The 22,210-nt window shown below is 40.6% G+C and carries 21 protein-coding genes and 1 riboswitch; of the genes, 11 read left to right on the top strand and 10 right to left on the bottom strand.

Annotation, left to right across the window (positions count from 1 at the left end; all coding sequences use genetic code 11):
• Positions 1-34 precede the first annotated feature (34 nt).
• Positions 35-1,174: a sensor histidine kinase gene (locus MKL62_RS15325; protein WP_000269799.1), complete on the bottom strand. Its 1,140-nt coding sequence runs from the start codon at positions 1,172-1,174 to the stop codon at positions 35-37.
• Between MKL62_RS15325 and argH the strand changes: the two genes are divergently transcribed.
• On the top strand, positions 1,165-2,598 hold the full coding sequence (argH, locus tag MKL62_RS15320) for an argininosuccinate lyase (RefSeq protein ID WP_000213740.1): 1,434 nt from the start codon (positions 1,165-1,167) through the stop codon (positions 2,596-2,598). The two genes, MKL62_RS15325 and argH, sit on opposite strands and share 10 nt — an antisense overlap.
• A gap of 9 nt (positions 2,599-2,607) precedes the next feature.
• Positions 2,608-2,877, top strand: coding sequence for an oxidative damage protection protein (locus MKL62_RS15315; RefSeq protein WP_000089996.1), 270 nt, complete (start codon positions 2,608-2,610; stop codon positions 2,875-2,877).
• Between the two features lie 314 nt (positions 2,878-3,191).
• On the opposite strand, the gene phoU is transcribed toward MKL62_RS15315, so the two are convergent.
• The 4 genes from phoU to MKL62_RS15295 form a co-directional block, all read right to left on the bottom strand.
• Entirely contained in the window at positions 3,192-3,914 is a 723-nt protein-coding gene (gene phoU, locus MKL62_RS15310) for a phosphate signaling complex protein PhoU (RefSeq protein ID WP_000075183.1), read from the bottom strand.
• Between the two features lie 107 nt (positions 3,915-4,021).
• Positions 4,022-5,353, bottom strand: coding sequence for a multidrug efflux outer membrane protein AbuO (locus MKL62_RS15305; protein ID WP_025470101.1), 1,332 nt, complete (start codon positions 5,351-5,353; stop codon positions 4,022-4,024).
• Positions 5,354-5,448: 95 nt separating this feature from the next.
• Positions 5,449-6,354, bottom strand: a complete 906-nt coding sequence (locus MKL62_RS15300) for a DMT family transporter (RefSeq protein WP_005129867.1) — start codon at positions 6,352-6,354, stop codon at positions 5,449-5,451.
• Positions 6,347-6,928, bottom strand: coding sequence for a TetR/AcrR family transcriptional regulator (locus MKL62_RS15295; protein WP_005129868.1), 582 nt, complete (start codon positions 6,926-6,928; stop codon positions 6,347-6,349). The genes MKL62_RS15300 and MKL62_RS15295 overlap by 8 nt, the downstream gene beginning before the upstream one ends.
• Before the next feature lie 110 nt (positions 6,929-7,038).
• Between MKL62_RS15295 and MKL62_RS15290 the strand changes: the two genes are divergently transcribed.
• From MKL62_RS15290 to gluQRS, 6 genes are all read left to right on the top strand, one after another.
• On the top strand, positions 7,039-8,118 hold the full coding sequence (locus MKL62_RS15290) for a hypothetical protein (protein ID WP_202962341.1): 1,080 nt from the start codon (positions 7,039-7,041) through the stop codon (positions 8,116-8,118).
• A 34-nt stretch (positions 8,119-8,152) separates the two neighbouring features.
• A riboswitch (TPP riboswitch) is annotated at positions 8,153-8,287 on the top strand.
• 89 nt (positions 8,288-8,376) lie between these two features.
• On the top strand, positions 8,377-10,254 hold the full coding sequence (thiC, locus tag MKL62_RS15285; protein WP_001072861.1) for a phosphomethylpyrimidine synthase ThiC: 1,878 nt from the start codon (positions 8,377-8,379) through the stop codon (positions 10,252-10,254).
• A gap of 75 nt (positions 10,255-10,329) precedes the next feature.
• Positions 10,330-10,956 carry an NUDIX domain-containing protein gene (locus MKL62_RS15280; RefSeq protein WP_005129871.1) on the top strand — a complete coding sequence of 209 codons (627 nt, stop codon included), beginning with the start codon at positions 10,330-10,332 and terminating at the stop codon, positions 10,954-10,956.
• Between the two features lie 4 nt (positions 10,957-10,960).
• On the top strand, positions 10,961-11,773 hold the full coding sequence (cpdA, locus tag MKL62_RS15275; protein ID WP_000143915.1) for a 3',5'-cyclic-AMP phosphodiesterase: 813 nt from the start codon (positions 10,961-10,963) through the stop codon (positions 11,771-11,773).
• 210 nt (positions 11,774-11,983) lie between these two features.
• Positions 11,984-12,520, top strand: coding sequence for an RNA polymerase-binding protein DksA (gene dksA / locus MKL62_RS15270; protein ID WP_001262524.1), 537 nt, complete (start codon positions 11,984-11,986; stop codon positions 12,518-12,520).
• 2 nt (positions 12,521-12,522) lie between these two features.
• A complete protein-coding gene (gene gluQRS, locus MKL62_RS15265; RefSeq protein ID WP_005129872.1) occupies positions 12,523-13,455 on the top strand; it encodes a tRNA glutamyl-Q(34) synthetase GluQRS in 933 nt (310 codons plus the stop codon).
• Positions 13,456-13,504: 49 nt separating this feature from the next.
• Here the strand turns inward: gluQRS and ftsW are convergent, their stop codons facing one another.
• The 5 genes from ftsW to MKL62_RS15240 all read right to left on the bottom strand — a co-directional run bounded on the left by ftsW (position 13,505) and on the right by MKL62_RS15240 (position 18,618).
• Complete coding sequence (gene ftsW / locus MKL62_RS15260; protein ID WP_000907680.1) at positions 13,505-14,701, bottom strand: putative lipid II flippase FtsW; 1,197 nt, start codon at positions 14,699-14,701, stop codon at positions 13,505-13,507.
• A gap of 24 nt (positions 14,702-14,725) precedes the next feature.
• Positions 14,726-16,072, bottom strand: coding sequence for a UDP-N-acetylmuramoyl-L-alanine--D-glutamate ligase (gene murD / locus MKL62_RS15255; RefSeq protein ID WP_005129873.1), 1,347 nt, complete (start codon positions 16,070-16,072; stop codon positions 14,726-14,728).
• A 160-nt stretch (positions 16,073-16,232) separates the two neighbouring features.
• Entirely contained in the window at positions 16,233-16,484 is a 252-nt protein-coding gene (locus MKL62_RS15250; RefSeq protein WP_000942501.1) for a DUF6587 family protein, read from the bottom strand.
• Positions 16,485-16,504: 20 nt separating this feature from the next.
• The gene (gene feoB, locus MKL62_RS15245) at positions 16,505-18,358 is read right to left on the bottom strand and encodes a ferrous iron transporter B (protein ID WP_005129874.1); all 1,854 of its coding nucleotides are present in this window, start codon (positions 18,356-18,358) and stop codon (positions 16,505-16,507) included.
• Positions 18,355-18,618: a FeoA family protein gene (locus tag MKL62_RS15240; RefSeq protein WP_001991212.1), complete on the bottom strand. Its 264-nt coding sequence runs from the start codon at positions 18,616-18,618 to the stop codon at positions 18,355-18,357. Before MKL62_RS15240 ends, feoB begins: the two co-directional genes overlap by 4 nt.
• Before the next feature lie 143 nt (positions 18,619-18,761).
• Between MKL62_RS15240 and xerD the strand changes: the two genes are divergently transcribed.
• The 3 genes from xerD (at position 18,762) to MKL62_RS15225 (ending at position 22,190) form a co-directional block, all read left to right on the top strand.
• The gene (gene xerD / locus MKL62_RS15235) at positions 18,762-19,682 is read left to right on the top strand and encodes a site-specific tyrosine recombinase XerD (RefSeq protein WP_000608735.1); all 921 of its coding nucleotides are present in this window, start codon (positions 18,762-18,764) and stop codon (positions 19,680-19,682) included.
• 146 nt (positions 19,683-19,828) lie between these two features.
• Entirely contained in the window at positions 19,829-20,644 is an 816-nt protein-coding gene (locus MKL62_RS15230; protein ID WP_000011163.1) for a DsbC family protein, read from the top strand.
• A gap of 244 nt (positions 20,645-20,888) precedes the next feature.
• Positions 20,889-22,190: a homoserine dehydrogenase gene (locus tag MKL62_RS15225; protein ID WP_000805827.1), complete on the top strand. Its 1,302-nt coding sequence runs from the start codon at positions 20,889-20,891 to the stop codon at positions 22,188-22,190.
• Positions 22,191-22,210 lie beyond the last annotated feature (20 nt).

Here is a 22,210-nt window from a genome sequence, read left to right as displayed (position 1 = left end):
GTCCATTTTTTTATGGTTAACTCTGACTGACTTATTATTTTGATTGGTATTGATAGCTCATAATAGTGGTATATAAAGCCTCACCCTTATATACCTGGAATCTCACTGAATTCCCATAATACGCTTTTAAGCGCTGTTTAACATTTTCAAGAGCGATTCCATGCCCTTTCCGTGAATTTATTGTATCGTGTGTATAAGGGTTGGTAATGACTATACTGACCTGATTTTGCAATATTTCAACCAATACCCCAATGGTTGCTTTACCCATCATTGGCTCTACCCCATGAAAAATACTATTCTCTAATAAAGGTTGTAATGTCAATAAAGGAATAGTGACCTGTTTTAATTGCAAAGGTTCAATTTCCACTTTCCATTCGACTTTTAAACGCTCGCCCAAACGTATTTGCTCAATCATTAAATATTGTTTACTAAGCTCAATTTCTTCATGCAAGCTCACTAATTTTAATTCTTGAAAACTCGCCCTAAACAGTCGTGACAGGCTAATTAACATACTTTCTGCTTTATCTGGATCTATCGTTATTAAACTCACCACATTATTTAGACTATTAAATAAAAAATGAGGATGAATGCGAGCCTGCATTGCCTGAATACGGGCATTTAATTCTGCATATTGTTGGTGTAACCATTGTTCTCGAACATATAAATAACGCAGACAAAAGGCCCCTAATAATATTCCATAACTTAAATATAAAGGGACATTAGTAAAATAAATGCTCCAGTCCTGCGCTATAACAGATGTTTTTTTCAAAACTCCGAACTGAAAAAAATTGCTTATTATCGTGGTTACCACAACTATCGCTTGCAGCATAACAAAGCCAATTACCAAAGCATATTTTTGCTGTAGCTGACTAAAAAAATCCTGAAAATGTTCAACCAATGCAAAAAAAGATAAAATCACCCAGTTAATAAAAACGATATATTGTAAAAGACGTGAACCGTTTAATGCATGCCAAGACTGTGCTTCAGCCAAAGCTAAAACCAGAGCTAAAACATTACTTGCGATAATTAATTCTAATAAATGTTGCCAACGATCAATTTTCGTAAAAAAATAGGAGGAATTTTGATTTCGATATGCTGTAGAAAACAACTTTGTTTGTTGAGCTTCGGCAAGTGATATACTCTTTTTTATTTTACTGAGCCACCATGACCACATCTTCAAATCCCCCTAATTCAGCAGCCCCAAACCAAACCTCAGGTATGTGGGGTGGTCGTTTTTCTGAAGCGACGGATGCTTTTGTAGCCGAATTTACCGCCTCTGTTCAATTTGACCAGCGTTTTTATAAGCAAGACATCGCTGGTTCTATTGCGCATGCTACCATGCTTGCGAAAGTTGGCGTACTGACAGAAGCAGAACGAGACGACATTATTGAAGGTTTAAGCACCATTCGTGCAGAAATTGAAGCTGGAACTTTTGAATGGCGTATCGATCTTGAAGATGTTCACATGAACATTGAATCACGTTTGACTCAACGTATCGGTATTACAGGTAAAAAACTTCACACTGGCCGTAGCCGTAACGACCAAGTTGCAACTGATATCCGTCTTTATCTCCGCGACGAAATTGACGACATTTTAGGCTTATTAGAGCGTTTACAAAAAGGTTTGTTGGGCTTGGCTGCCAAAAATGTAAATACTATTATGCCTGGCTTTACACACTTACAAACAGCTCAACCGGTAACTTTCGGCCATCACTTGTTGGCATGGTTTGAAATGTTAGTTCGTGATACTGAACGTCTTCAAGACTGCCGAAAGCGTGTTAACCGTATGCCACTTGGGTCTGCGGCTCTCGCTGGTACAACTTACCCGATTGATCGTGCTTATACAGCAGAGTTACTAGGCTTTGAAGCTGTATCTGAAAACTCTCTTGATGCTGTATCTGACCGTGATTTTGCTATCGAATTTAATGCAGCAGCATCTTTAATCATGATGCATTTATCGCGTATGTCTGAAGAACTTATTCTTTGGACTTCTGCACAGTTTAAATTCGTAAATATTCCTGATCGCTTCTGTACTGGTTCTTCAATCATGCCGCAGAAGAAAAACCCTGATGTTCCAGAACTCATCCGTGGTAAATCTGGCCGCGTATTTGGTGACTTAATTAGCTTACTTACGCTTATGAAAGGTCAACCACTGGCGTACAACAAAGACAACCAAGAAGATAAAGAACCTTTATTTGATGCCATTGATACCGTTCGTGGTTCACTCATGGCGTTTGCTGACATGATCCCTGCGTTGGTTCCAAATGTTGAAATCATGCGTGAAGCTGCTCTTCGCGGATTCTCTACAGCAACTGACCTTGCTGACTATCTAGTGAAAAAAGGCGTTGCGTTCCGTGATGCGCATGAAATTGTAGGTAAAGCTGTTGCATTAGGTGTTGCTGAAGAAAAAGATTTATCTGAGTTAACACTTGAGCAATTACAACAATTCTCTGACCTAATTACAGCAGATGTATTTGATAAAGCTTTGACACTAGAAGCTTCGGTAAATGCGCGTGATCATATTGGCGGAACTTCACCAAAACAGGTTGAAGCTGCGATTGCACGTGCCCATAAACGTCTAGAACAGTTATACGCTTAAGGATACAAAATGAGTCGACAAGTATTTTGCCGTAAATACCAAAAGGAAATGGAAGGATTGGACTTCGCTCCATTTCCGGGTGCTAAAGGTCAGGAATTTTTTGAAAATGTTTCTAAGCAAGCATGGCAAGAATGGTTACAGCACCAAACTACGCTAATTAATGAAAAGCGTTTAAACGTGTTTGAACCAGAAGCGAAAAAATTCCTTGAAGAGCAACGTGAGAAGTTCTTCAATAATGATGAGAGCGTTGAAAAAGCGGAAGGCTGGAAACCAGAATAACAGGTTTATTCCAAGCCCATCATTTTAAAAAGGCAGGTTTATATACATAGACCTGCCTTTTTTTACGTGAAACTTACACAAACATATAAAGCCTTACATAGAGCGCACAGGACTCTACATGACATGAAATGGCTGAAACTTTAATATCAATTCATAGCAAGTAAGACACGATCCCTGTCGTGTTTTCTCTTAATGCACTTGATTTTCTGTCCTGAACTTCCCCCCAAAGTTCGGGACATTTTTTTATCTATTATTTTTTTAAAAATAAAAAAGCCTTGTCTGAAACAAGGCCTTTAAATATTTCAGCTCACATATTACTTTTCGTGTACTTTTGCTTCAATTTCTTCAATTTTGGTATGGCGTGCATCAAAGCCTTTTGCCATGTAAATGACTTGTTCAGCAATATTACGAGCGTGGTCACCAATACGCTCTAAAGAACGTAAAACCCACATGACATTAATCACACGAGCAATATGACGCGGGTCTTCAATCATATAAGTCATTAAAGTACGCGTTGCCGACTGATATTCACGGTCGATGTCAGCATCGGCTAAAAGTACACGTAATGCTTGATCTGCATCTAAACGTGCAAAAGCATCAAGTGCGTCATGAATCATGACCCGTACTTGGTTACCAATATGACGTGTTTCCATGTAGCCACGAGGAGAACCGCCCTCTTCACATAGATTTTGTGCAATACGGGCAATTTTTGCAGCTTCATCCCCAATACGCTCTAGGTCAGTATTGGCTTTACTCATGGCAATTACCATACGCAAGTCAATTGCTGCCGGATGACGACGTGCCAAAATCAGCGTCAGCCCTTCATCAATATCACGTTCGTATTGATTGACTGCATTATCTTTAAATTGGACATCAATTGCTAAGTTCGCATCTGTATCAAGCAAAGAATGAATTGCATTGGCAACCTGTTGTTCGACCAAGCCACCCATGGTCATAAACTTTGTGTTCACATCTTGCAAATCTTCATTAAATTGAGAAGAAATATGATGGCTTAACACCGGATTACTCGGACTCAAGGGAAGCCTCCAACATGATGGCGCAGGGATAAAATGATTGAGCATTAAAACACATCAATCATTAAATTTTTATGACAAAATTAAATTTCAGATAAAAGCATTTTTTATTACTGATACGTTAACCAGCTGTTTAATTCAACTAGATCTTTTTCCCCTAGCTGACCTACAGCCGCTTTTAAACGTAATACATTTAATAAATAGTCATACTGAGCATTAAGATAATCCTGTTTTGCTGAAAAAGCATTACGCTGCGCCAATAAAACATCGACCATACTTTTTAAGCCTTCGTTATAACTTGCTTTTGAAGCTTGAGAAACAAGTGCTGAAGAGTCCATTGCTGCCTTTCTTGCTTCAAGTTTTGCTCGGTCAGTATCTACCTGCATAAAAGCACTTTTCACATCGACATTGGCACGGCGAATGGCCGCATCAAGTTGCGCTTGCGCTTTATTTAACTCCACACTGGCTTTTTTAATAGAAGTTCGGGTCCGGCCTCCATTAAATAAGTTCCAGTTCATTTCTACCCCGACCTGATCAAACTTCCCATCAGTCGAAATCAGCGTTTCTGGCGTTTGTTTGGTATAACCATAACTCGCCACTGCATCTATCTGTGGATAAAGTGCAGCTTTTTCCACACGACGTTGATCTTCAGCATATCGCTTTTGTAAACGTGCTTGTTGAATCTTTAAATTTTGCTGTTGGGCTAATCCTAACCACTCATCGAGCTGTGCCGGATAAGGTTTTTGAAAGATAAAATCGCTTCTCAATACAGCAAGCTTATCTTGATACGGACCAATATATTCAGATAGTTGCTCTTGAGCCAATAAAAGCTGCACATTGGTAGCAATACGGTTGGCTCGGGCATTTTGATATTGGGCATTTGCTTCACTCACATCACTACGTGCTACCAACCCTTCTTTAAGCTTGGCGTTCATCATATTGAGCTGTTCAAGCAAGGCTTTTTCTTCTTGTAAATATGCAGCGGTAAGTGCCTGCTGACGCAGTATATTAAAATAGGCTTCAGCTACATTTAAAACATGATCTTGTTTTTGCAGTCTTAAAGTAATTTCACTAAGGGCAACCGAAGTTTTAACCTGTTTATAACCTTCCCATGCATCCATACGAAAAAGAGGCTGACGGGCAGATAAAGTAGCCTGTTTGGTAGTCGATGTATTACTTACCAAAGCATCGGAAAGTCCTTCCTGATCAACACCAGGAAAATTTGAACGCTTTACCGTTTGTCGATTACGGGTAATATTTCCAGATAATGTAACTGTTGGTAGTAAAGCGCCTGTTGCTAAGCCTAAATTAAGCTGATCTGCTTCAAACTGTTGTTGATTCGCTTGCCACGTCGGATCATTTAGTTTTGCGCGCTCATAAGTTTCAACTAAATCTAGAGCAAAACTCGACGATGTAAAACTCCATAAACCCGCAACAAGCATTAATTTTATTTTCATTGTTTAAATCAACGATAAAACTTGGCTTTAAGACTAAGAAAAATTTAATTTAAACTCAAGCCAGTAAAAGTTTTCATTTTTTATGTATTTTCAGGCTTTGATAACATCAAAATACAAATGAAAATCAAAAACATACCTGCCCACCCAATCCATGAGACACTTTCGCCAACCAAAACAATGGCAAAAATCGCTGCAACAAGAGGTTCAAATAAAGTTAAAGTGGTGGCTTTACTGGCATTTACAGTTTTTAACCCGAAACCAAAAAGCAAATAACCCAAAAACATAGGAATCAGCATCATATAGCCAGCAACAAGTAAATTTGTTGAACTTTGCAGTAGCCCACCACCTGTAATTAATAAAGTTGGAAGCAAGATGACTGCCCCACCACCCATAATCATGCCCATTGCAGCTTTAGCAGCAATACCCCGATCTATTAATCTTTTTGCGGCCCATGAATAAAGTGAATAGGTTGCACCCGCTACCAGCCCAAGAAAAATACCAAAAATTTTATTCCATTCATTTGTACTCTCTTGTGCTGCGTGGCTTTCGCCCATAGATAATAAACTTACCCCCACAACACCCAACACAAAACTTAGGAACCACTTTTTAGATAAAACTTTACGGTCAAAGAATCGCTCTAAAACTGCTGCAATGAGTGGAGCCGAACCAATTGAAACCACCGTACCAATCGTAATTCCGGCATAATGCATGGAAGAATAAAAAGCTAGTGGATATATCCCAACTGCCACAACACCTAAAAGAATAATAGAAATATTTCGCCCAATAAATTGTCGGTGTTCCCGAATGGCCTGAGATGCAATCAATGCCTGTAAAAGCCCACCTCCCCCCATAGCAACCGCGCCAATTGCAAGTGGTCCGAGTGTTGGGGCAAATGCTGCGGCTGTCCCCGTGGTTCCCCATAAGAAAGAGGCTACTAAAATTGCAATAGTGCCACCATAACTACTATTTTTAATAAAGCTAATCATGTTGGCATTCTCGATCTAAAATATCTTCTGCCATTTGTCTCGCTAATTGAAGTTGACGGCTACTACCCTCTAAACCAGCTCTTGCCATCGACCCTTCTAATAAAAAAGAAAGTTGTGAGGCAATATAGCTAACACGCTGTGAACCTTTTAATAAGCGATTTAAATGCTCGGCAACAATTGCCTCAACTTGTTCTTTATGCTGTCTTACAGCATTTCGTCCTGAACTATTCGCTGGGAACTCTGCGGCAGCATTTAATAGCCCACATCCTCTAAAACCCTTTTCATAAGCAAACTCGGCATGATCTTGATAGGCATCAAATACGGCCAAAATAGCTTCTTTCGCTGTTTTTGTTTTTTCTAAACGCTTTTGATAAAGGTCTAACCACTCTTGATGTCGTGCAGCAATATAGGCATCAACAAGTTCACCTTTTGAAGAAAAATTATTGTAAAGCGACATTTTGGCTACATCTGCTTTAGCCGTAACCGTATTAATTCCTGTTGCGGTAATGCCATCGTTATAAAACAGTGTTGCCGCTGCATCGAGAATTTTCTGTCTTGCTGTTTTATCATTCATAGCTTTTACCTAAGTAGACCGACCTACCTAATAATAAAGATTTCTAACAGTGATGCAATCTTTTTAAGCGTTATAATTTGAGCAATATCAATTTCGATAAAAATATAAAGATGAAAAAAATTCTAATGATGAGTATGTGCAGTACACTACTTTTAGCTGGCTGCAATAAAACCTCACAGCAAGATCAAACTGTATCTAAAGAGCAAAAATCAACTGCGCAAAAGGCCACCGAACAGCGAGACAGTAGCTGCTTACAAATTATGGTAGCCATGCACACGATTAATCAGAACAGTAAAATAGAAGACTTAAATCAAATTAATGAAAAGCTTAAAACCTGTGTTCCTTCGTTAAAAAATGAGGAACAGCTTAAGCTAATTGATGCATCAACAACCATGCATCAACGTTTTATTAAACAAGACTACACTGACAAAACAGCTAGAGCTTTTGAAGCATTTGGCTATGCTGTTTTAGAACAGAAACAAGACCTTAAAAAGGTGATTCAAAGTCAGAAAAAGCTCTTCGCCCAACTGAGCCCGCGTGATCAATATTTACTTCAACATGAAGGCCAAGCCTATATTGAGCTGCTCTATCAAGGTGAAGGTATGTTTACTTATCGTCGCCAGCCAAACTACTTAGTTGATGTTTTTTCTAAGGCTTTACCCGCTGACCAGAAAGAATTTTTATCTCGTATGGCAAAAGACAATCAAGACATTTTCTATAACGATGGTGCTTTGGCTGTTTCATGGAAAGAGCTCACTGAACGTGCTTTATTTTGGGAAAAGTTTATTCAAAAATATCCAAAGAGTTATTTTATTAATGATGCCAAATTACTCTTTAATGAATATCGATACTTCATTTTCTTTGGTCTAGATAACACACCTGTGTCGAATGAATATGCCCCGAACACATGGTTTGACCCTGATGCACTTCAGCAAATCCGCTTTTTATCAACTCAGAGCCAATCAAGTTTAGCGAAATCTGCCCAACAATTTCTTAAATTTATTGCCACCCCTGTCGATGAGCGTAATACACAATTCAAGACAGATTTAACTGATGAAAATGGGCAAAAGAAATCTACCTATCAGATTGTGCATGAACAACTTGAACAGTTATTAAAATTTGATTCGCCATGGAATACTCAAAGCTACCGAGACTGCCATATGGATGCGGTTTGTATAGATACAAATTGACAATGCCAGCCAACCTAAAACATGTTAGTCTTTAAATCGCTTGACGGAGCGCGAGTAATAGCTCGCTGAGATTGTGTAAATTTCGTGTTATCGCAACACCAGTTTGATCACAAGTACCGTTGAACCTGATCAGGTTAAGACCTGCGTAGGAATCAAGCCATCTGAAAACCTAAGCCCTCAATTTATCTAGTTCAAGATAAATCCGCCATCGTTTTTGGTCGTGCTTGATTCGTTGATGTTATTCATAAGGATCATGTGATGAACCAATTAACGAATCTCTCTTCTGCTGAAATTTCAGCACAACATGAACAAGATGCAAAAGACTTAACCCGCATCTTACCCGCTTCTAAAAAAGTTTATATTGAAGGCTCTCGCCCTGATATTCAGGTTCCAATGCGAGAAATTTCTTTAACCGATACCCCAACTGGCCTTGGTGGAGAGCACAACCCACCTATTATGGTATATGACACTTCAGGTGTTTATACTGACCCGAATGTCCAAATTGATTTAAACAAAGGTTTACCTTCAGTTCGTCAAAAATGGATTGAAGAGCGTAACGATACTGACGTTCTTTCTGGCCTAACTTCAAAGTTTGGACAGGAGCGTTTAAAAGATATTCGTACTGCTGATATTCGCTTTGCACATATTCAAAACCCACGCCGCGCTAAAGCAGGCAAAAATGTCACTCAAATGCACTATGCCAAGCAAGGTATTATCACACCTGAAATGGAATATATTGCAATTCGTGAAAATCAGCGTCAACGTGAAGCTGTAGATATGCGCCAGCACCCAGGTCAAAACTTTGGTGCGAAAAACTTAAAAGAAATTACACCTGAGTTTGTTCGCCAAGAAGTTGCCGAAGGCCGCGCTATTATTCCTGCCAACATTAACCATCCAGAACTTGAACCAATGATTATTGGCCGTAACTTCTTGGTTAAGATTAATGCCAATATTGGTAACTCGGCGCTTGGTTCTTCAATTGATGAAGAAGTTGCGAAAATGACATGGGCAACCCGTTGGGGTGCCGACACCATTATGGACTTGTCTACAGGTAAGAACATTCATGAAACACGTGAATGGATTATTCGTAACTCACCAGTTCCAATCGGTACCGTACCAATTTATCAAGCACTTGAAAAAGTTGATGGTGTTGCTGAGAACCTGACTTGGGAAATCTTTAAAGACACGCTTATTGAACAAGCTGAACAAGGTGTTGACTACTTCACCATTCACGCAGGTGTATTGCTTCGCTATGTGCCACTTACAGCAAACCGCTTAACAGGTATTGTGTCTCGTGGTGGTTCAATCATGGCGCAGTGGTGTCTCGCTCATCATGAAGAGAACTTCTTATACACACACTTCGATGAAATCTGTGAAATCATGAAAGCCTATGATGTGTCATTTAGCTTAGGCGATGGCTTACGTCCGGGTTGTATTCAAGATGCAAATGACGAAGCGCAGTTCAGCGAACTTAAAACACTGGGTGAGTTGACTCACCGTGCATGGGAACATGATGTGCAGGTCATGATCGAAGGTCCAGGGCACGTACCAATGCACATGATTAAAGAGAACATGGACTTACAGTTAGAAGTGTGTAAAGAAGCTCCATTCTATACGCTTGGGCCTTTAACCACAGATATCGCTCCGGGTTATGACCACATTACTTCTGCTATTGGTGCAGCCATGATTGGCTGGTATGGCACAGCAATGCTTTGCTATGTGACACCTAAAGAACATTTAGGTTTACCAAACAAGAAAGATGTGAAAGACGGAATTATTACCTACAAGATTGCAGCACACGCAGCCGATCTTGCCAAAGGTCATCCGGGTGCACAGGTTCGTGATAATGCCTTGTCTAAAGCACGTTTCGAATTCCGTTGGGACGACCAGTTCAACCTAAGCCTAGACCCCGATACAGCACGCAGCATGCATGACGAGACTTTACCAAAAGAAGCGCATAAATCTGCTCACTTTTGCTCAATGTGTGGTCCAAAATTCTGTTCGATGAAAATCACCCAGAATGTTCGTGACTATGCCAACAATCTCACCAATAGCGATTCAGAGGTTGAAGAAGGCCTCAAAGCGATGAAAGAGGTTTATCAAGAGCAAGGACAAAAACTGTATCATAAAGTGTAAATATTCAAAAAAAACACTTGCCTAGCCATGATTCTCGGTTAGGATGAAATAAATAGATTTCGTCCTGATCGAATCATGAGTATTGTCGAGCGTCCAAGTTATACATCTAAAGATGTCGAAGTAACATCACGTGAACTTCTGTTCAGTGGTTTTATTCAAGTTGAAAAAGTCAGCCTTCGACATCGTCTATTTAATCAATCTGAATATACTCCTGTATTGCAGCGCGAACTTGTGCATCGGCCTGAAGCGGCTGGCGTTCTACTCTACAATGATCAAAAACAACAGTTTGCCCTGATTGAACAGTTTCGTGTTGGTGCTTTAGATGACTCCCATTCGCCATGGCAACTCGAAATTATCGCAGGTGTATTAGATGGCAATGAATCACCAGAAAGTTGCATTCGACGCGAGAGCCTTGAAGAATCAGGTTGCAAAGTTCAGGATTTAGAACATCTATTTAGTTTTTACCCATCAGCTGGCGCCTGTTCAGAGTTATTTCATCTGTATGTTGCCGAAACCAATTTACCTGCTGTAGGCGGTGTTTTTGGGGTAGATAATGAGGGTGAAAATATTCAGCTGCATTTGTTTAGTTATAGTGAAATTCAAACACTACTCGACAGCGGACGTTTAAGAAATGCCCCTGTTATTATGGCATTACAATGGCTGGCTCAACACAGCAAAACGATAATAAATCCGAAGAGGTAGGACGGTGACTTTTCAAGTCTCAACACTTTCACAAAAAAATCATGTCATCATACAAATTACCGATACACATTTATTGGAGTATCCACAGCTAGAATTTGTGGGGATGAATCCTGAAGAAAGTTTCCACGCCATTATTCAACAGATACTAAAACAACATCCCGAAGCTGATGCGATTATTCATACCGGTGACCTCGCACAAGCCCCAACACCTATTACCTACAAACGTTATATCAATTTTATGCAAACCTTGGGTCTGCCTTTTTTCCAGACCCTCGGCAATCATGATAATGTCGACCACTTTCCTCTACATAACGAAAACCATCAACAACCTGTAGTTGTCGGTTTAGGAAACTGGCGTGTGATTATGCTAAATAGCGCTGTAAAGGGAAAAGTAGATGGCCATCTGTCTTCGGAACAATTAGAAAATTTAGCGAATTTACTTGAACAATTTGCAGATCATCCTGTTTTGCTGGCTTGTCATCACCACCCATTTGCCATGAAATCAAAATGGATTGACCACCATAAGCTTCAAAACTCAAATGCACTTTTAGATACTTTAAGTCCATTTCAAAACGTGAAGGCCCTAGTCTGCGGACATGTTCATCAAGATTCCCTTAATATCTGGCAAGGTATCGAGTTTTTTTCTACGCCTTCCACAAGTGTACAGTTTAAGCCGTTTAGTAATGATTTTGCACTCGACCAAAATGCACCGGGTTATCGTTACATTCGTCTGAATAACGATGGTAGTTTTGAAACAAAAGTGTTTCGCCTTGAAAATTTCAAAACCCGTATAAACACTGATATTTCAGGTTATTAGCCCTAAAGTTTATATAACCCAAAAGAATTATGACTAGGGTAAACACGTTTTGAAAATATTTACGGGACAGAATGACTATCATCTTGCAGGAAAAATCTATATGATGACGACCCGATGGAAAAATCCATCGATGGTTTTCTATAAAAACACTTGCATATCACCATATTTTTTGCGTATAGATAATACGTGTATGATGAGGAATGCCCTATTATGGCGAATGACAACCACAACCAAGTTTTGGATGAACATACAGAAGTTGTAGTAGAAGGTGATAAAGCTTCTGCAAAACGTGCACGTAAAGTGAAACCTAAAACTTCTGACGTAGGCTCAACTGCAAGTTTATTTGGTATTGCACCTTATCAACCTAAGAAAAATGAAGAGTACATGTCGGAAGGACAGCTCGAGCATTTCCGACAAATTCTGCAAGCATGGAAAGCTGAATTAATGTCTGAAGTTGATCGTACTTTAAATACGATGCAAGATGAATCAACTGCATTGCCAGACGTAAATGACCGTGCTACCCAAGAAGAAGAATTTGCAATTGAATTACGTACACGTGACCGTGAACGTAAATTAATTCGTAAAATCGAACAATCTCTTGAAGCGATTAAAAACGAAGACTACGGTTTCTGTGAAACTTGTGGTATCGAAATCGGCTTACGTCGTTTAGAAGCACGTCCAACTGCAACGTTATGTATTGACTGCAAAACTTTGGCAGAAATTAAAGAGAAGCAAAATAACGGTTAATTGTGACGGTTAAGAATTCTCCAGCCGAGCTTAGTTCGGCTCTTACGAATCAGCGAAACGATGTTCCACTGATTCGCTACTCAGGCCGGTTTGCGCCCTCGCCAACCGGCCCTTTACATTTCGGATCACTCATTACTGCTGTTGCCAGTTACTGTGATGCCAGAGCCCATCAAGGTCGATGGTTAGTGCGTGTTGAAGACACCGATATCCCCCGCATCTACCCCGGTAGTGAAGACCATATACTCGCATCACTTGAAGCTTTTCAGTTCGATCCGGATGCCGAGATCATTTTTCAAAAAGACCGCCTAGATATTTACGAAAGTGTATTAGACCAACTTAAAAAAGAGGGTCTGGTTTACGCCTGTCAATGTACCCGTAAAATGCTCGGTTCAAACGCTATCTATGCAGGCACATGCCGAGATTTGCAGCTCGACTTCCAACATCAAGCCATTCGGGTAAAAGTTCAAGATCAGCCAATCTGTTTCGATGACCGCCTACAAGGGCTTCATTGTTCTAATCTAGAGCATGACCTTGGTGATTTTGTCCTTAAACGCCGTGATGGAATTATTAACTACCAGCTTGCTGTCGTCGTAGATGATTACCTACAAGGCATTACTCATGTTGTGCGAGGCGCAGACCTGTTAGATAACACTGAGCGTCAAATCTGGCTTGGTCAACTCCTCGGCTACCCTAAGCTGAGTTACATGCATCTTCCGCTCGCCATGAACGACCAAGGGCAAAAACTTTCAAAGCAAAACCTTGCCCATGCACTTGATTTAACTAAAGCTCCTGAGTTACTACAACAAGCCATACAAGCCTTAGGTCAACCACAGGTTGATTTAGATCGTCCCGAAGTGATGCTCAAGCAGGCGGTAACCCAGTGGAATGTAGATTTGATTCCTCATGGACAACAACTTTGCGGAACATATCTATAAATAATAAAAAGCCCGATTTGATATCGGGCTTTTTATAACGCTTCATGGTTTAGAAGTTTGATTCTTCCCTCTCAGGGTTCACTTCTTGAGTTGAAGCATCAATCTTTAAGATCAAGCTAATCATAGCTGCACACATCATTAAAGACGTACCACCATAACTAATAAATGGTAGAGTTAAACCTTTGGTTGGCATTAATCCCATGTTCATACCCGCATTTACCAAAATCTGGAGTAAGAAAATAATACTAATACCGTAAGCCAAATAGCCTGCGCGAAGATAATGATGTTTCAAGGCACGGTGGCCGATTTTGATACAACATGCCAGCATCAAGAAAGATAAGCCAATGACAATTGAAATACCAAAGAAACCAAATTCTTCACCTAACACAGCCAACATAAAGTCAGTATGCGCTTCTGGTAAATAAGAAAGCTTTTGAACACTATGCCCCAAGCCTGTACCAAACCACTCACCACGACCAAAAGCCATTAACGCATTTGATAACTGATAACCCACACCTAATGGGTCTGCCCAAGGGTCAGTAAACGAAATCAAACGTTGGAAACGGTAAGGTTCAAATAAAATCAAAAACACAATACCCGTGACAATTGCACCAAGCATGATTAAGAATTGTGTTGGAGGCGCACCCGCTAAAAAGAACACTCCGACCATCATCATGACAATAACAACCGTCGCACCCAAGTCAGGCTCGGCAATAATTAAACCTACCGTAATTGCCATAACGCCACTTAAACGAAGTAAGCCTTTCCAGTGGGTACGAACTTCTTTAGCACGGCGTACTACGTAATCTGCGGTAAAGATGGCCATCATGACCTTGGCTACCTCTGTTGGCTGCAAAGTAAAACCACCAATTTTAATCCAACGTGTGGAACCGTTAACTTCCGAACCTACAGCCAAAGCCGCAAGTAACAGAACCATGGTTAATAACCACAATGGAAAGGTATTTTTAAACCATGTATTGAGTGATATTCGATAGGTTAAATAAGCTACCACACCAGCAGCAACGATTGAGATCCCATGACGAATCACATAGTGAAATGGGTTTTCATGCATATATTCAGCATAAGGCATGGAAGCAGATGCGACCATCACCGAACCGATACATAACAATGCAACCACACAGAAAATCAAGACATTACGTGGCGTCACTTCCGCTGGCCATTTCGGCAATATCCGTTCATACCAATGATTGATTTTCTGGATTGTGGTCTGAGCTAAGCCTGCCATACTACATTCCTAATCATATTTTCTTTAAACCAACGAATTGACGCAGGCAACAAACTGCTGACCACGGTCATTATAACTTTTAAACATATCAAAACTTGCACATGCGGGTGATAGCAATACCACATCTTCAGCTTGTGTTTCACGTTGACACAGCTCAACAGCTTCTTTAAGCGTTGCTGCATGTAAAATTTTAGTTGCGCCTTGAATGGCCTGTTCGATGACAGGCGCATCTTCACCAATCAATACCACAACTTTGGCATATTTTTCGATAGAAGAACGTAAAGGAGAAAAATCTTGCCCTTTGCCCTGTCCACCTAAAATAAGTGCAACCTTACCTTTTTTCACTTCAATGGCAGCGCCTAAGCCATCAATTGCTGCAAGTGTAGCACCAACATTGGTACCTTTAGAGTCATTATAATAACGGACATCACGCACAGTTTTAACGTACTCACAGCGGTGCTCTAGTCCTTTAAATTGTTTTAAAGTTTCAAGCATTGACTCCATAGGTAAACCAATTGCCTCCCCCAATGCTAAACACGCTAAAGCATTGGCTACGTTGTGCATACCTTGAATATATAAATCCGAGCTTTTAATGAAACGCTGTAAACCACGAGCAAGCCAAAGCGTACCGTCGGCATCTCTTAAAACGCCATATTGATTTAAATCCGGTGCGTTTAAACCAAAGCTTTGCATTGGTGTCGTATCTGGAACAAGTGGGCGGCTTAAAGCATCGTCTCGGTTAAATACAACTTTTTTAGCGCCTTGGAAAATACGATGTTTTGCTTGATGATACCCCAGCATATTTCCATGACGGTCTAAATGGTCTTCACTCATATTGAGAACCACTGCTACCTCAGCGTTTAAGTGAGAGGTGGTTTCTAACTGAAAGCTTGATAACTCAAGGACCAGTAACTCTGGTTGATCTTTAAGTAAATCTAACGCTGGTCGACCAAGATTGCCGCCTACTGCAACTTTCTTACCTGCATCCTTAGCCATTAAGCCAATTAAAGTCGTTACAGTACTTTTTGCATTGGAACCTGTAATCGCCACAATCGGCACATCAGTGGCACGACGCAATAATTGGATATCACCCACCACAGAAATACCTTTAGCAATAGCTGCCTGAATTTCCGGTAATTGTGGTGCAAGGCCTGGGCTTAAAATAATCTCTTCTGCTTGTAATAATAATTCTTGATCAAGCTGACCAAAACTGGTTTTAACGCCAGCCGGAATCTGATCGTGTCCGGGAGGTGTGGGGCGGGAGTCCGTTACAGCAACTTGGTAGCCTTGTTCATGCAGGAAATTTACAGCAGAAACGCCTGATATTCCCAAGCCTGCTACAACTTTTAATCCACCACGTTGTATTAACATTTTTGCCCCACAATTTATCAATCGACAGAATGGCAAAAATGTTAGCACTTTGCTGTTTTGAATGCTTTTTCAGTTTGAACTTTATTCATCTTTTTTTGTGTCAGTGCGTAAAAAAGCCATCAATATGATGGCTTTTTATACGAAACAGGAATGGCTAAATTTATTGCCATTTAACTGGTTTAATTTCTTGAACTGTATTAGTTGGTTTATCTTCACTTGAGCAGCCACAGCCACCTGCACAACCAAAAGTCATTTTTGGTTTCAGCCATTTTGCTAAAGTTGCCCAACCCTGCTTTTCACAAAAAACGGATAGTGCTGAAAAGGCCGAGTTTGCTGTTTTTGGAAATACTTTCTTAAAAACAACAACAGCACTCCAAATCACCAAAACCGCAATAATCAGATATTGAAGCATATACAACCTCCTTTATTGCTTTAACCCCAATAGTGGGAAGCAATTTGATAGGTAACAAACGATGCAAAATAAGCTAAACCAAACAGATATGCAGTCATAGCTGCAACATGTTTCCATGAACCTGTTTCACGACGTACTGTTGCCAATGTTGCCAAACAATGCGGCGCATAAATGAACCACACTAAAAGCGATAAACCTGTTGCCAACGACCAACCTGTACCATCTGCACTAATTAAATGAGACAAACCTTGTGCTACTGCATCTTCATCAGTTGCCGACAAGGCATATACGGTACCTAATGCAGCGACCACAACTTCACGGGCTGCCATAGCCGGGATTAAGGCAATACAGATTTGCCAGTTAAAACCAACTGGAGCGAATAAAGGCTGGATAAGGTGTCCAAGCATACCTGCGAAGCTGTAATCTATAGCAGGCAATGTTGCCCCTTCTGGTGGCTGTGGGAAAGTACACAAGAACCAGAGCAAAATAGAAAGCGCAAAAATAATGCCGCCGACACGCTTCAAAAATATCTTCGCACGATCTAACAAACCGATTCCCACACTTTTTAAATCAGGGAAACGATAACTCGGCAGCTCTAGCAGTAAAGCCTGTTGAGACTTATCTTTTTGGAAAAATTTCATTAAGAATGAAACACATAGTGCACTCACAATCCCAGCCATATACAGACCGAACAGCACCAGTCCTTGTAGGTTGAAAATACCCCAGACCATTTTCTCTGGAATAAATGCAGCAATCAGCAAGGCATATACGGGTAAACGTGCCGAACAAGTCATTAGTGGCGCAACCATAATCGTTGTAAAACGGTCACGAGGGTCACTAATACTACGCGTTGCCATAATTCCCGGTACTGCACAAGCAAAGCTTGAAAGTAACGGAATGAAAGCACGTCCACTTAAACCCGCTTGAAACATTAATTTATCAAGTAAAAATGCTGCACGCGGTAAATAGCCCGATTCTTCTAGTACTAAAATGAAGAAGAACAAAATTAGAATTTGTGGCAAGAAAACAACTACGCCACCTGCACCCGCGATAATTCCGTCAACCACCAGACTATGCAGTAGTGGCTGTGTAATCACAGAACCTACTACTTCACCCAGCCAGCCGAAGAAGCCTTCAATACCATCCATAAAAGGCGCTGCCCATGCAAAAACTGCTTGGAACACAATAAACATCATGATGGCAAGACTAAGTAGACCTAAAACTGGATGTAAGAAAATTCGATCGAGAAAATCAGTACGCTTGTCTTCCTGATCAACATAATGAACAACATCTTTAAAAATCATATCGATTTTTTGATGATGAGTCCCAGTTAAGCCACTCAGTTCAGTTTGTGGCACACTGTATTTTTCTTGATCAAGGGCATGTAATAAATTTTCAATACCCGCATTACGGACAGCTACTGTTTCAACGACTGGTACACCCAAACGTTGAGATAACTTTTGAGTATTAATCTGGATACCACGACGACGTGCTTCATCCATCATATTAAGGACAAGTAAAATTGGGCGACCCAACTCGATCATTTCGAGTACAAGGCCTAAATGCAATTTTAAATTGGTCGCATCAACCACACATAAAAAAGCGTCTTGTTGCCCCTCTTCCGCTATTTTTCCTAAACAGACATCTCGAGTAATTGCTTCATCCGGACTGGTCGCATTAAGACTGTATGTACCCGGCAAATCGAGCACTCGAACCGAACGGCCTGAAGGTAACTGAAAATGACCAACTTTACGCTCGACCGTTACACCAGCATAGTTGGCGACTTTTTGTCGGGTTCCAGTTAAATGGTTAAAAAGAGAGGTTTTACCACAGTTAGGGTTTCCCACAAGGGCAATACGTAACGCATCACTCATGCGGGTACTCCTTCTTCTACTTGAATTTCGATTTTTTCCGCTTCTGCTTTACGTAAAGCGAAACGAGTAAAGCCAATTTGGATTAAGATCGGATCACCACCAAAAACACCCTTGGTAATCACTTCCACTCGCGTGCCTGGTACAAAACCCAGACTTTCCAAACGAATTGCGACCAAATCTTGCTGCTCGGACTCTACTTCTATCCGATTCACTTTGGTGATGGTCGCCGCTTGCTTCACTTTCAACGCTGATAAACGCACCGCATCCGATCCTAAACCTTTTTTACTAGTATACATATAAATGAGAATAATTACCAAATAAGGTTAGATTTCAATTCTTATGGAGTTTAATCGACAAACCTTAAAGTTTCTTTTACAGTACAGTGGTTTAGAGGAAGTTGTTTATGATAAATAAAAAACCGCGTATTCCAAGCCCTGTTCAAATTCCTGAACATTTAAGCTTTTTACAAGGTTTTCGCGACTATCTGGTTGCACAGACAGTCAGTCCGCATACGCGCAATGCCTATTTATCTGACCTGATTCAATGTAGTGAACTTCATAAAAAAAATAGATTGCCAGATTGGACGAGCGATGACATTTCTGACGTCCTCATTGAACTTACCAAAGTAGGAAAAAGTCCACGCTCAATTGCCCGTTGCTTATCTGCACTACGTCAGTTTTATAAATTTCTACGTGAACAGAAATTACGAAGTGATAATCCTGTAGCTACTCACCATTCACCAAAAATTGGCCGAGCTTTACCTAAAGACTTGTCTGAAGAAGATGTAGAAGCGCTCATTCAGGCGCCAGACATTACAACGGCGTTGGGCTTACGTGACCGAGCAATGTTTGAAGTCCTTTACGCTTGTGGTTTACGAGTCTCTGAATTACTGAATTTACGCCTCGAACTTATTAATTTAAAACAAGGTTACCTGCGTATTACGGGTAAAGGTAACAAAGAACGTTTAGTGCCTTTAGGCCAATATGCCTGCGATTGGGTGGAACGCTATTTAAACGAGGCACGTCCACAACTTTATAAAAGTTCAACTGACTATTTATTTTTAACCCAGCACGGTGGAATTATGAGCCGTCAGAACTTTTGGTATGCCATTAAGCGTTATGCGCTACAGGCCAATATTCAGGCTGAACTTTCACCTCATACCTTACGTCATGCTTTTGCCACGCATCTACTTAATCACGGGGCGGACTTACGCGTAGTACAAATGTTACTGGGTCATAGTGATTTATCAACCACGCAAATCTATACGCATGTAGCACAAGTCAGAATGCAACAATTGCATGAAAAACATCACCCTAGGGGTTAAAATTTTTTAAAAGAATATTTTTGAATGCACCGAACAATCACTTGATTTCGTTCACAAAGGTTAAGAAAGTTTTAACAATACACACTAGATTTTTTGTTATGCTTAGCAGCTTCTGACTATAAATACTGATGAAATAAGGGTTATCTATGTCCTTTACCCGATCTCAAATTTTTCTTGCCTGTGCTTTGGCTTCTAGCCTGTTGTTCAGTGCTTGTTCTAAAGAAAACAAACCACAAAAAGAAGATGCGCTCACAGCGACCGCACCTGCTACAGGGGAAGCTTCAACCATTATTGAACGCAATGCTAAACAGCGTTTAATTGAAACTTTGCAAAAACAATTTAAGAATGCAAACATCAACGTCAAAATTTTAGATATTAAGCCTACCGAAGTTCCTAATTTATATTGGGTTAACCTTGAAGGAATGACGTCGGTTTATACAACAAGCGATGGTAAATACCTGATTCAAGGTGATGTCATCCGTTTAGGCGGTAAAGAACTTCATAATATCGGCGATAGCCTTCAAGCCTCAGAAAACAAAAAGCATCTTGCTGCTTTAAAAAATGAAGACTTAATTGTTTATCCAGCTAAAGGCGGTAAAGCTAAACATGTGATTTATGTGTTTACCGATGCAAGCTGTCCTTACTGCCATAAATTACATGAGCATTTAGCTGAGATTAATGAGAAAGGTATTGAAGTTCGTTACATTGCATGGCCACGCGGCGAACAGTTTATGCCAACTATGGAAGCGGTTTGGTGTAGTGCAGACCGTAAAGCTGCATTTGACCAAGCTGTACAGGGCATTAGTATTCCACCTGCTCAATGTAAAAACCCTGTTCGCGAACAATACCAACTTGGTCTAAACATGGGCGTAAATGGTACACCAGCTATTTATAATGTTGATGGTGAGTACTTGGGTGGCTACTTAACACCAGATGAATTGATTAAACGATTGGATAAATAACCCTCTCCAAGTTGATGAACAATTCATCATCCATCTTACAAATAAAGCGCTGATCTTATTGCAGCGCTTTGTTTTTTCAATAAATACTTCTTTTCATACCAGTGTTTAAAGAGTGATCTACTCTTCTTTTCCAAACATCGCACTCTAAATCACTGAACAGGTGCTAAAAGCGCTAGAGTCTGGCGTTTTTTTTAGCTATGATCTAGCTTCAATTAAATGATTCAATGATGATATGGAGTGTGACGTGAAACCAGTTCGCCTGGCAATACTCGGTCTAGGTACCGTAGGTGGAGGAGCCCTTAAACTACTACAAGAAAATGCCGCTGAAATTAAACGTCGCACCGGTCGAGAAATTCAAATTACCCACGTTGGAACACGTCGTCCTCGTCCAGATCTCGAATTGGAAGGGATTAAACAAAGCGCAGACTTACTTGATATCGTTCGTCAACCCGATGTGGATGTGGTTGTAGAAGTTATGGGTGGTATTCATCCTGCTTACGAAATCATTATGGAAGCGATCAAGCACGGCAAACAAGTCGTGACTGCAAACAAAGCATTACTCGCTGAACATGGTAATGAACTATTTAAAGCAGCAGAAGATAATGCTGTACAAATTGCTTATGAAGCAGCTGTTGCTGGTGGCATCCCGATTATTAAAGTAATCCGTGAAGGCCTTGCGGCAAACCATATCGAATGGCTTGCAGGCATTATTAATGGCACAGGTAACTTTATTTTGACTGAAATGCGTGAAAAAGGCCGCGCATTTGATGATGTATTAAAAGAAGCTCAAGAACTCGGTTATGCAGAAGCTGACCCAACTTTTGACGTTGAAGGTATTGACGCTGCACACAAGCTTACAATTTTAGCTTCTTGTGCGTTTGGTATTCCTTTGCAATTCGATAAAGTCTATACCGAAGGTATCAGCAAAATTACTGCACAAGATGTGAAGTATGCTGAGGAGCTGGGTTTCCGTATTAAACATCTAGGCATTGCCCGCCGTGCTGAAAAGGGTATTGAACTACGTGTTCACCCAACACTTATTCCAGATGAGCAGCTTATTGCGAACGTAAACGGCGTTAAAAATGCTGTTTTAGTTCAAGCCAACGCAGTAGGCCCAACGCTTTATTACGGTGCTGGTGCTGGTGCAGGCCCAACAGCTTCTGCGGTTGTTGCCGATGTAATTGATATCGTTCGTGATATTTCTTATACAGAAGATGGCGCAGGCACAATTCCTCAACTGGCTTTTGAAGCATTAACAAATATGCCAATTTTAAGCCGTGAAGAAATGACCACAGGTTATTACATCCGCTTAAATGCTGAAGATCAGACTGGTGTACTTGCAGATGTGACGACCATCTTAAGCCGTGCCGGAATCAGTATTGATGCCATCATGCAACAATCTCGCTTAAAAGACCTCATTCCAATTGTGATTTTGACCGATCCAATCGTTGAATCCAAAATGGATGACGCTCTTGCGCAAATTCAAGCATTACCTGCAATTCGTGGCGAAATCGTAAGAATTCGTTTAGAATCGCTCGATAGTTAATCAGGTTGAGGGAAAGATTC

It is taken from the genome of Acinetobacter sp. AOR01_HL (genome assembly GCF_027855455.1).
Taxonomy (GTDB): Bacteria; Pseudomonadota; Gammaproteobacteria; order Pseudomonadales; family Moraxellaceae; genus Acinetobacter; species Acinetobacter baumannii.
The sequence above is the reverse complement of the archived record's forward strand: the minus strand, read 5'-3'. Positions and strand labels throughout refer to the sequence as shown.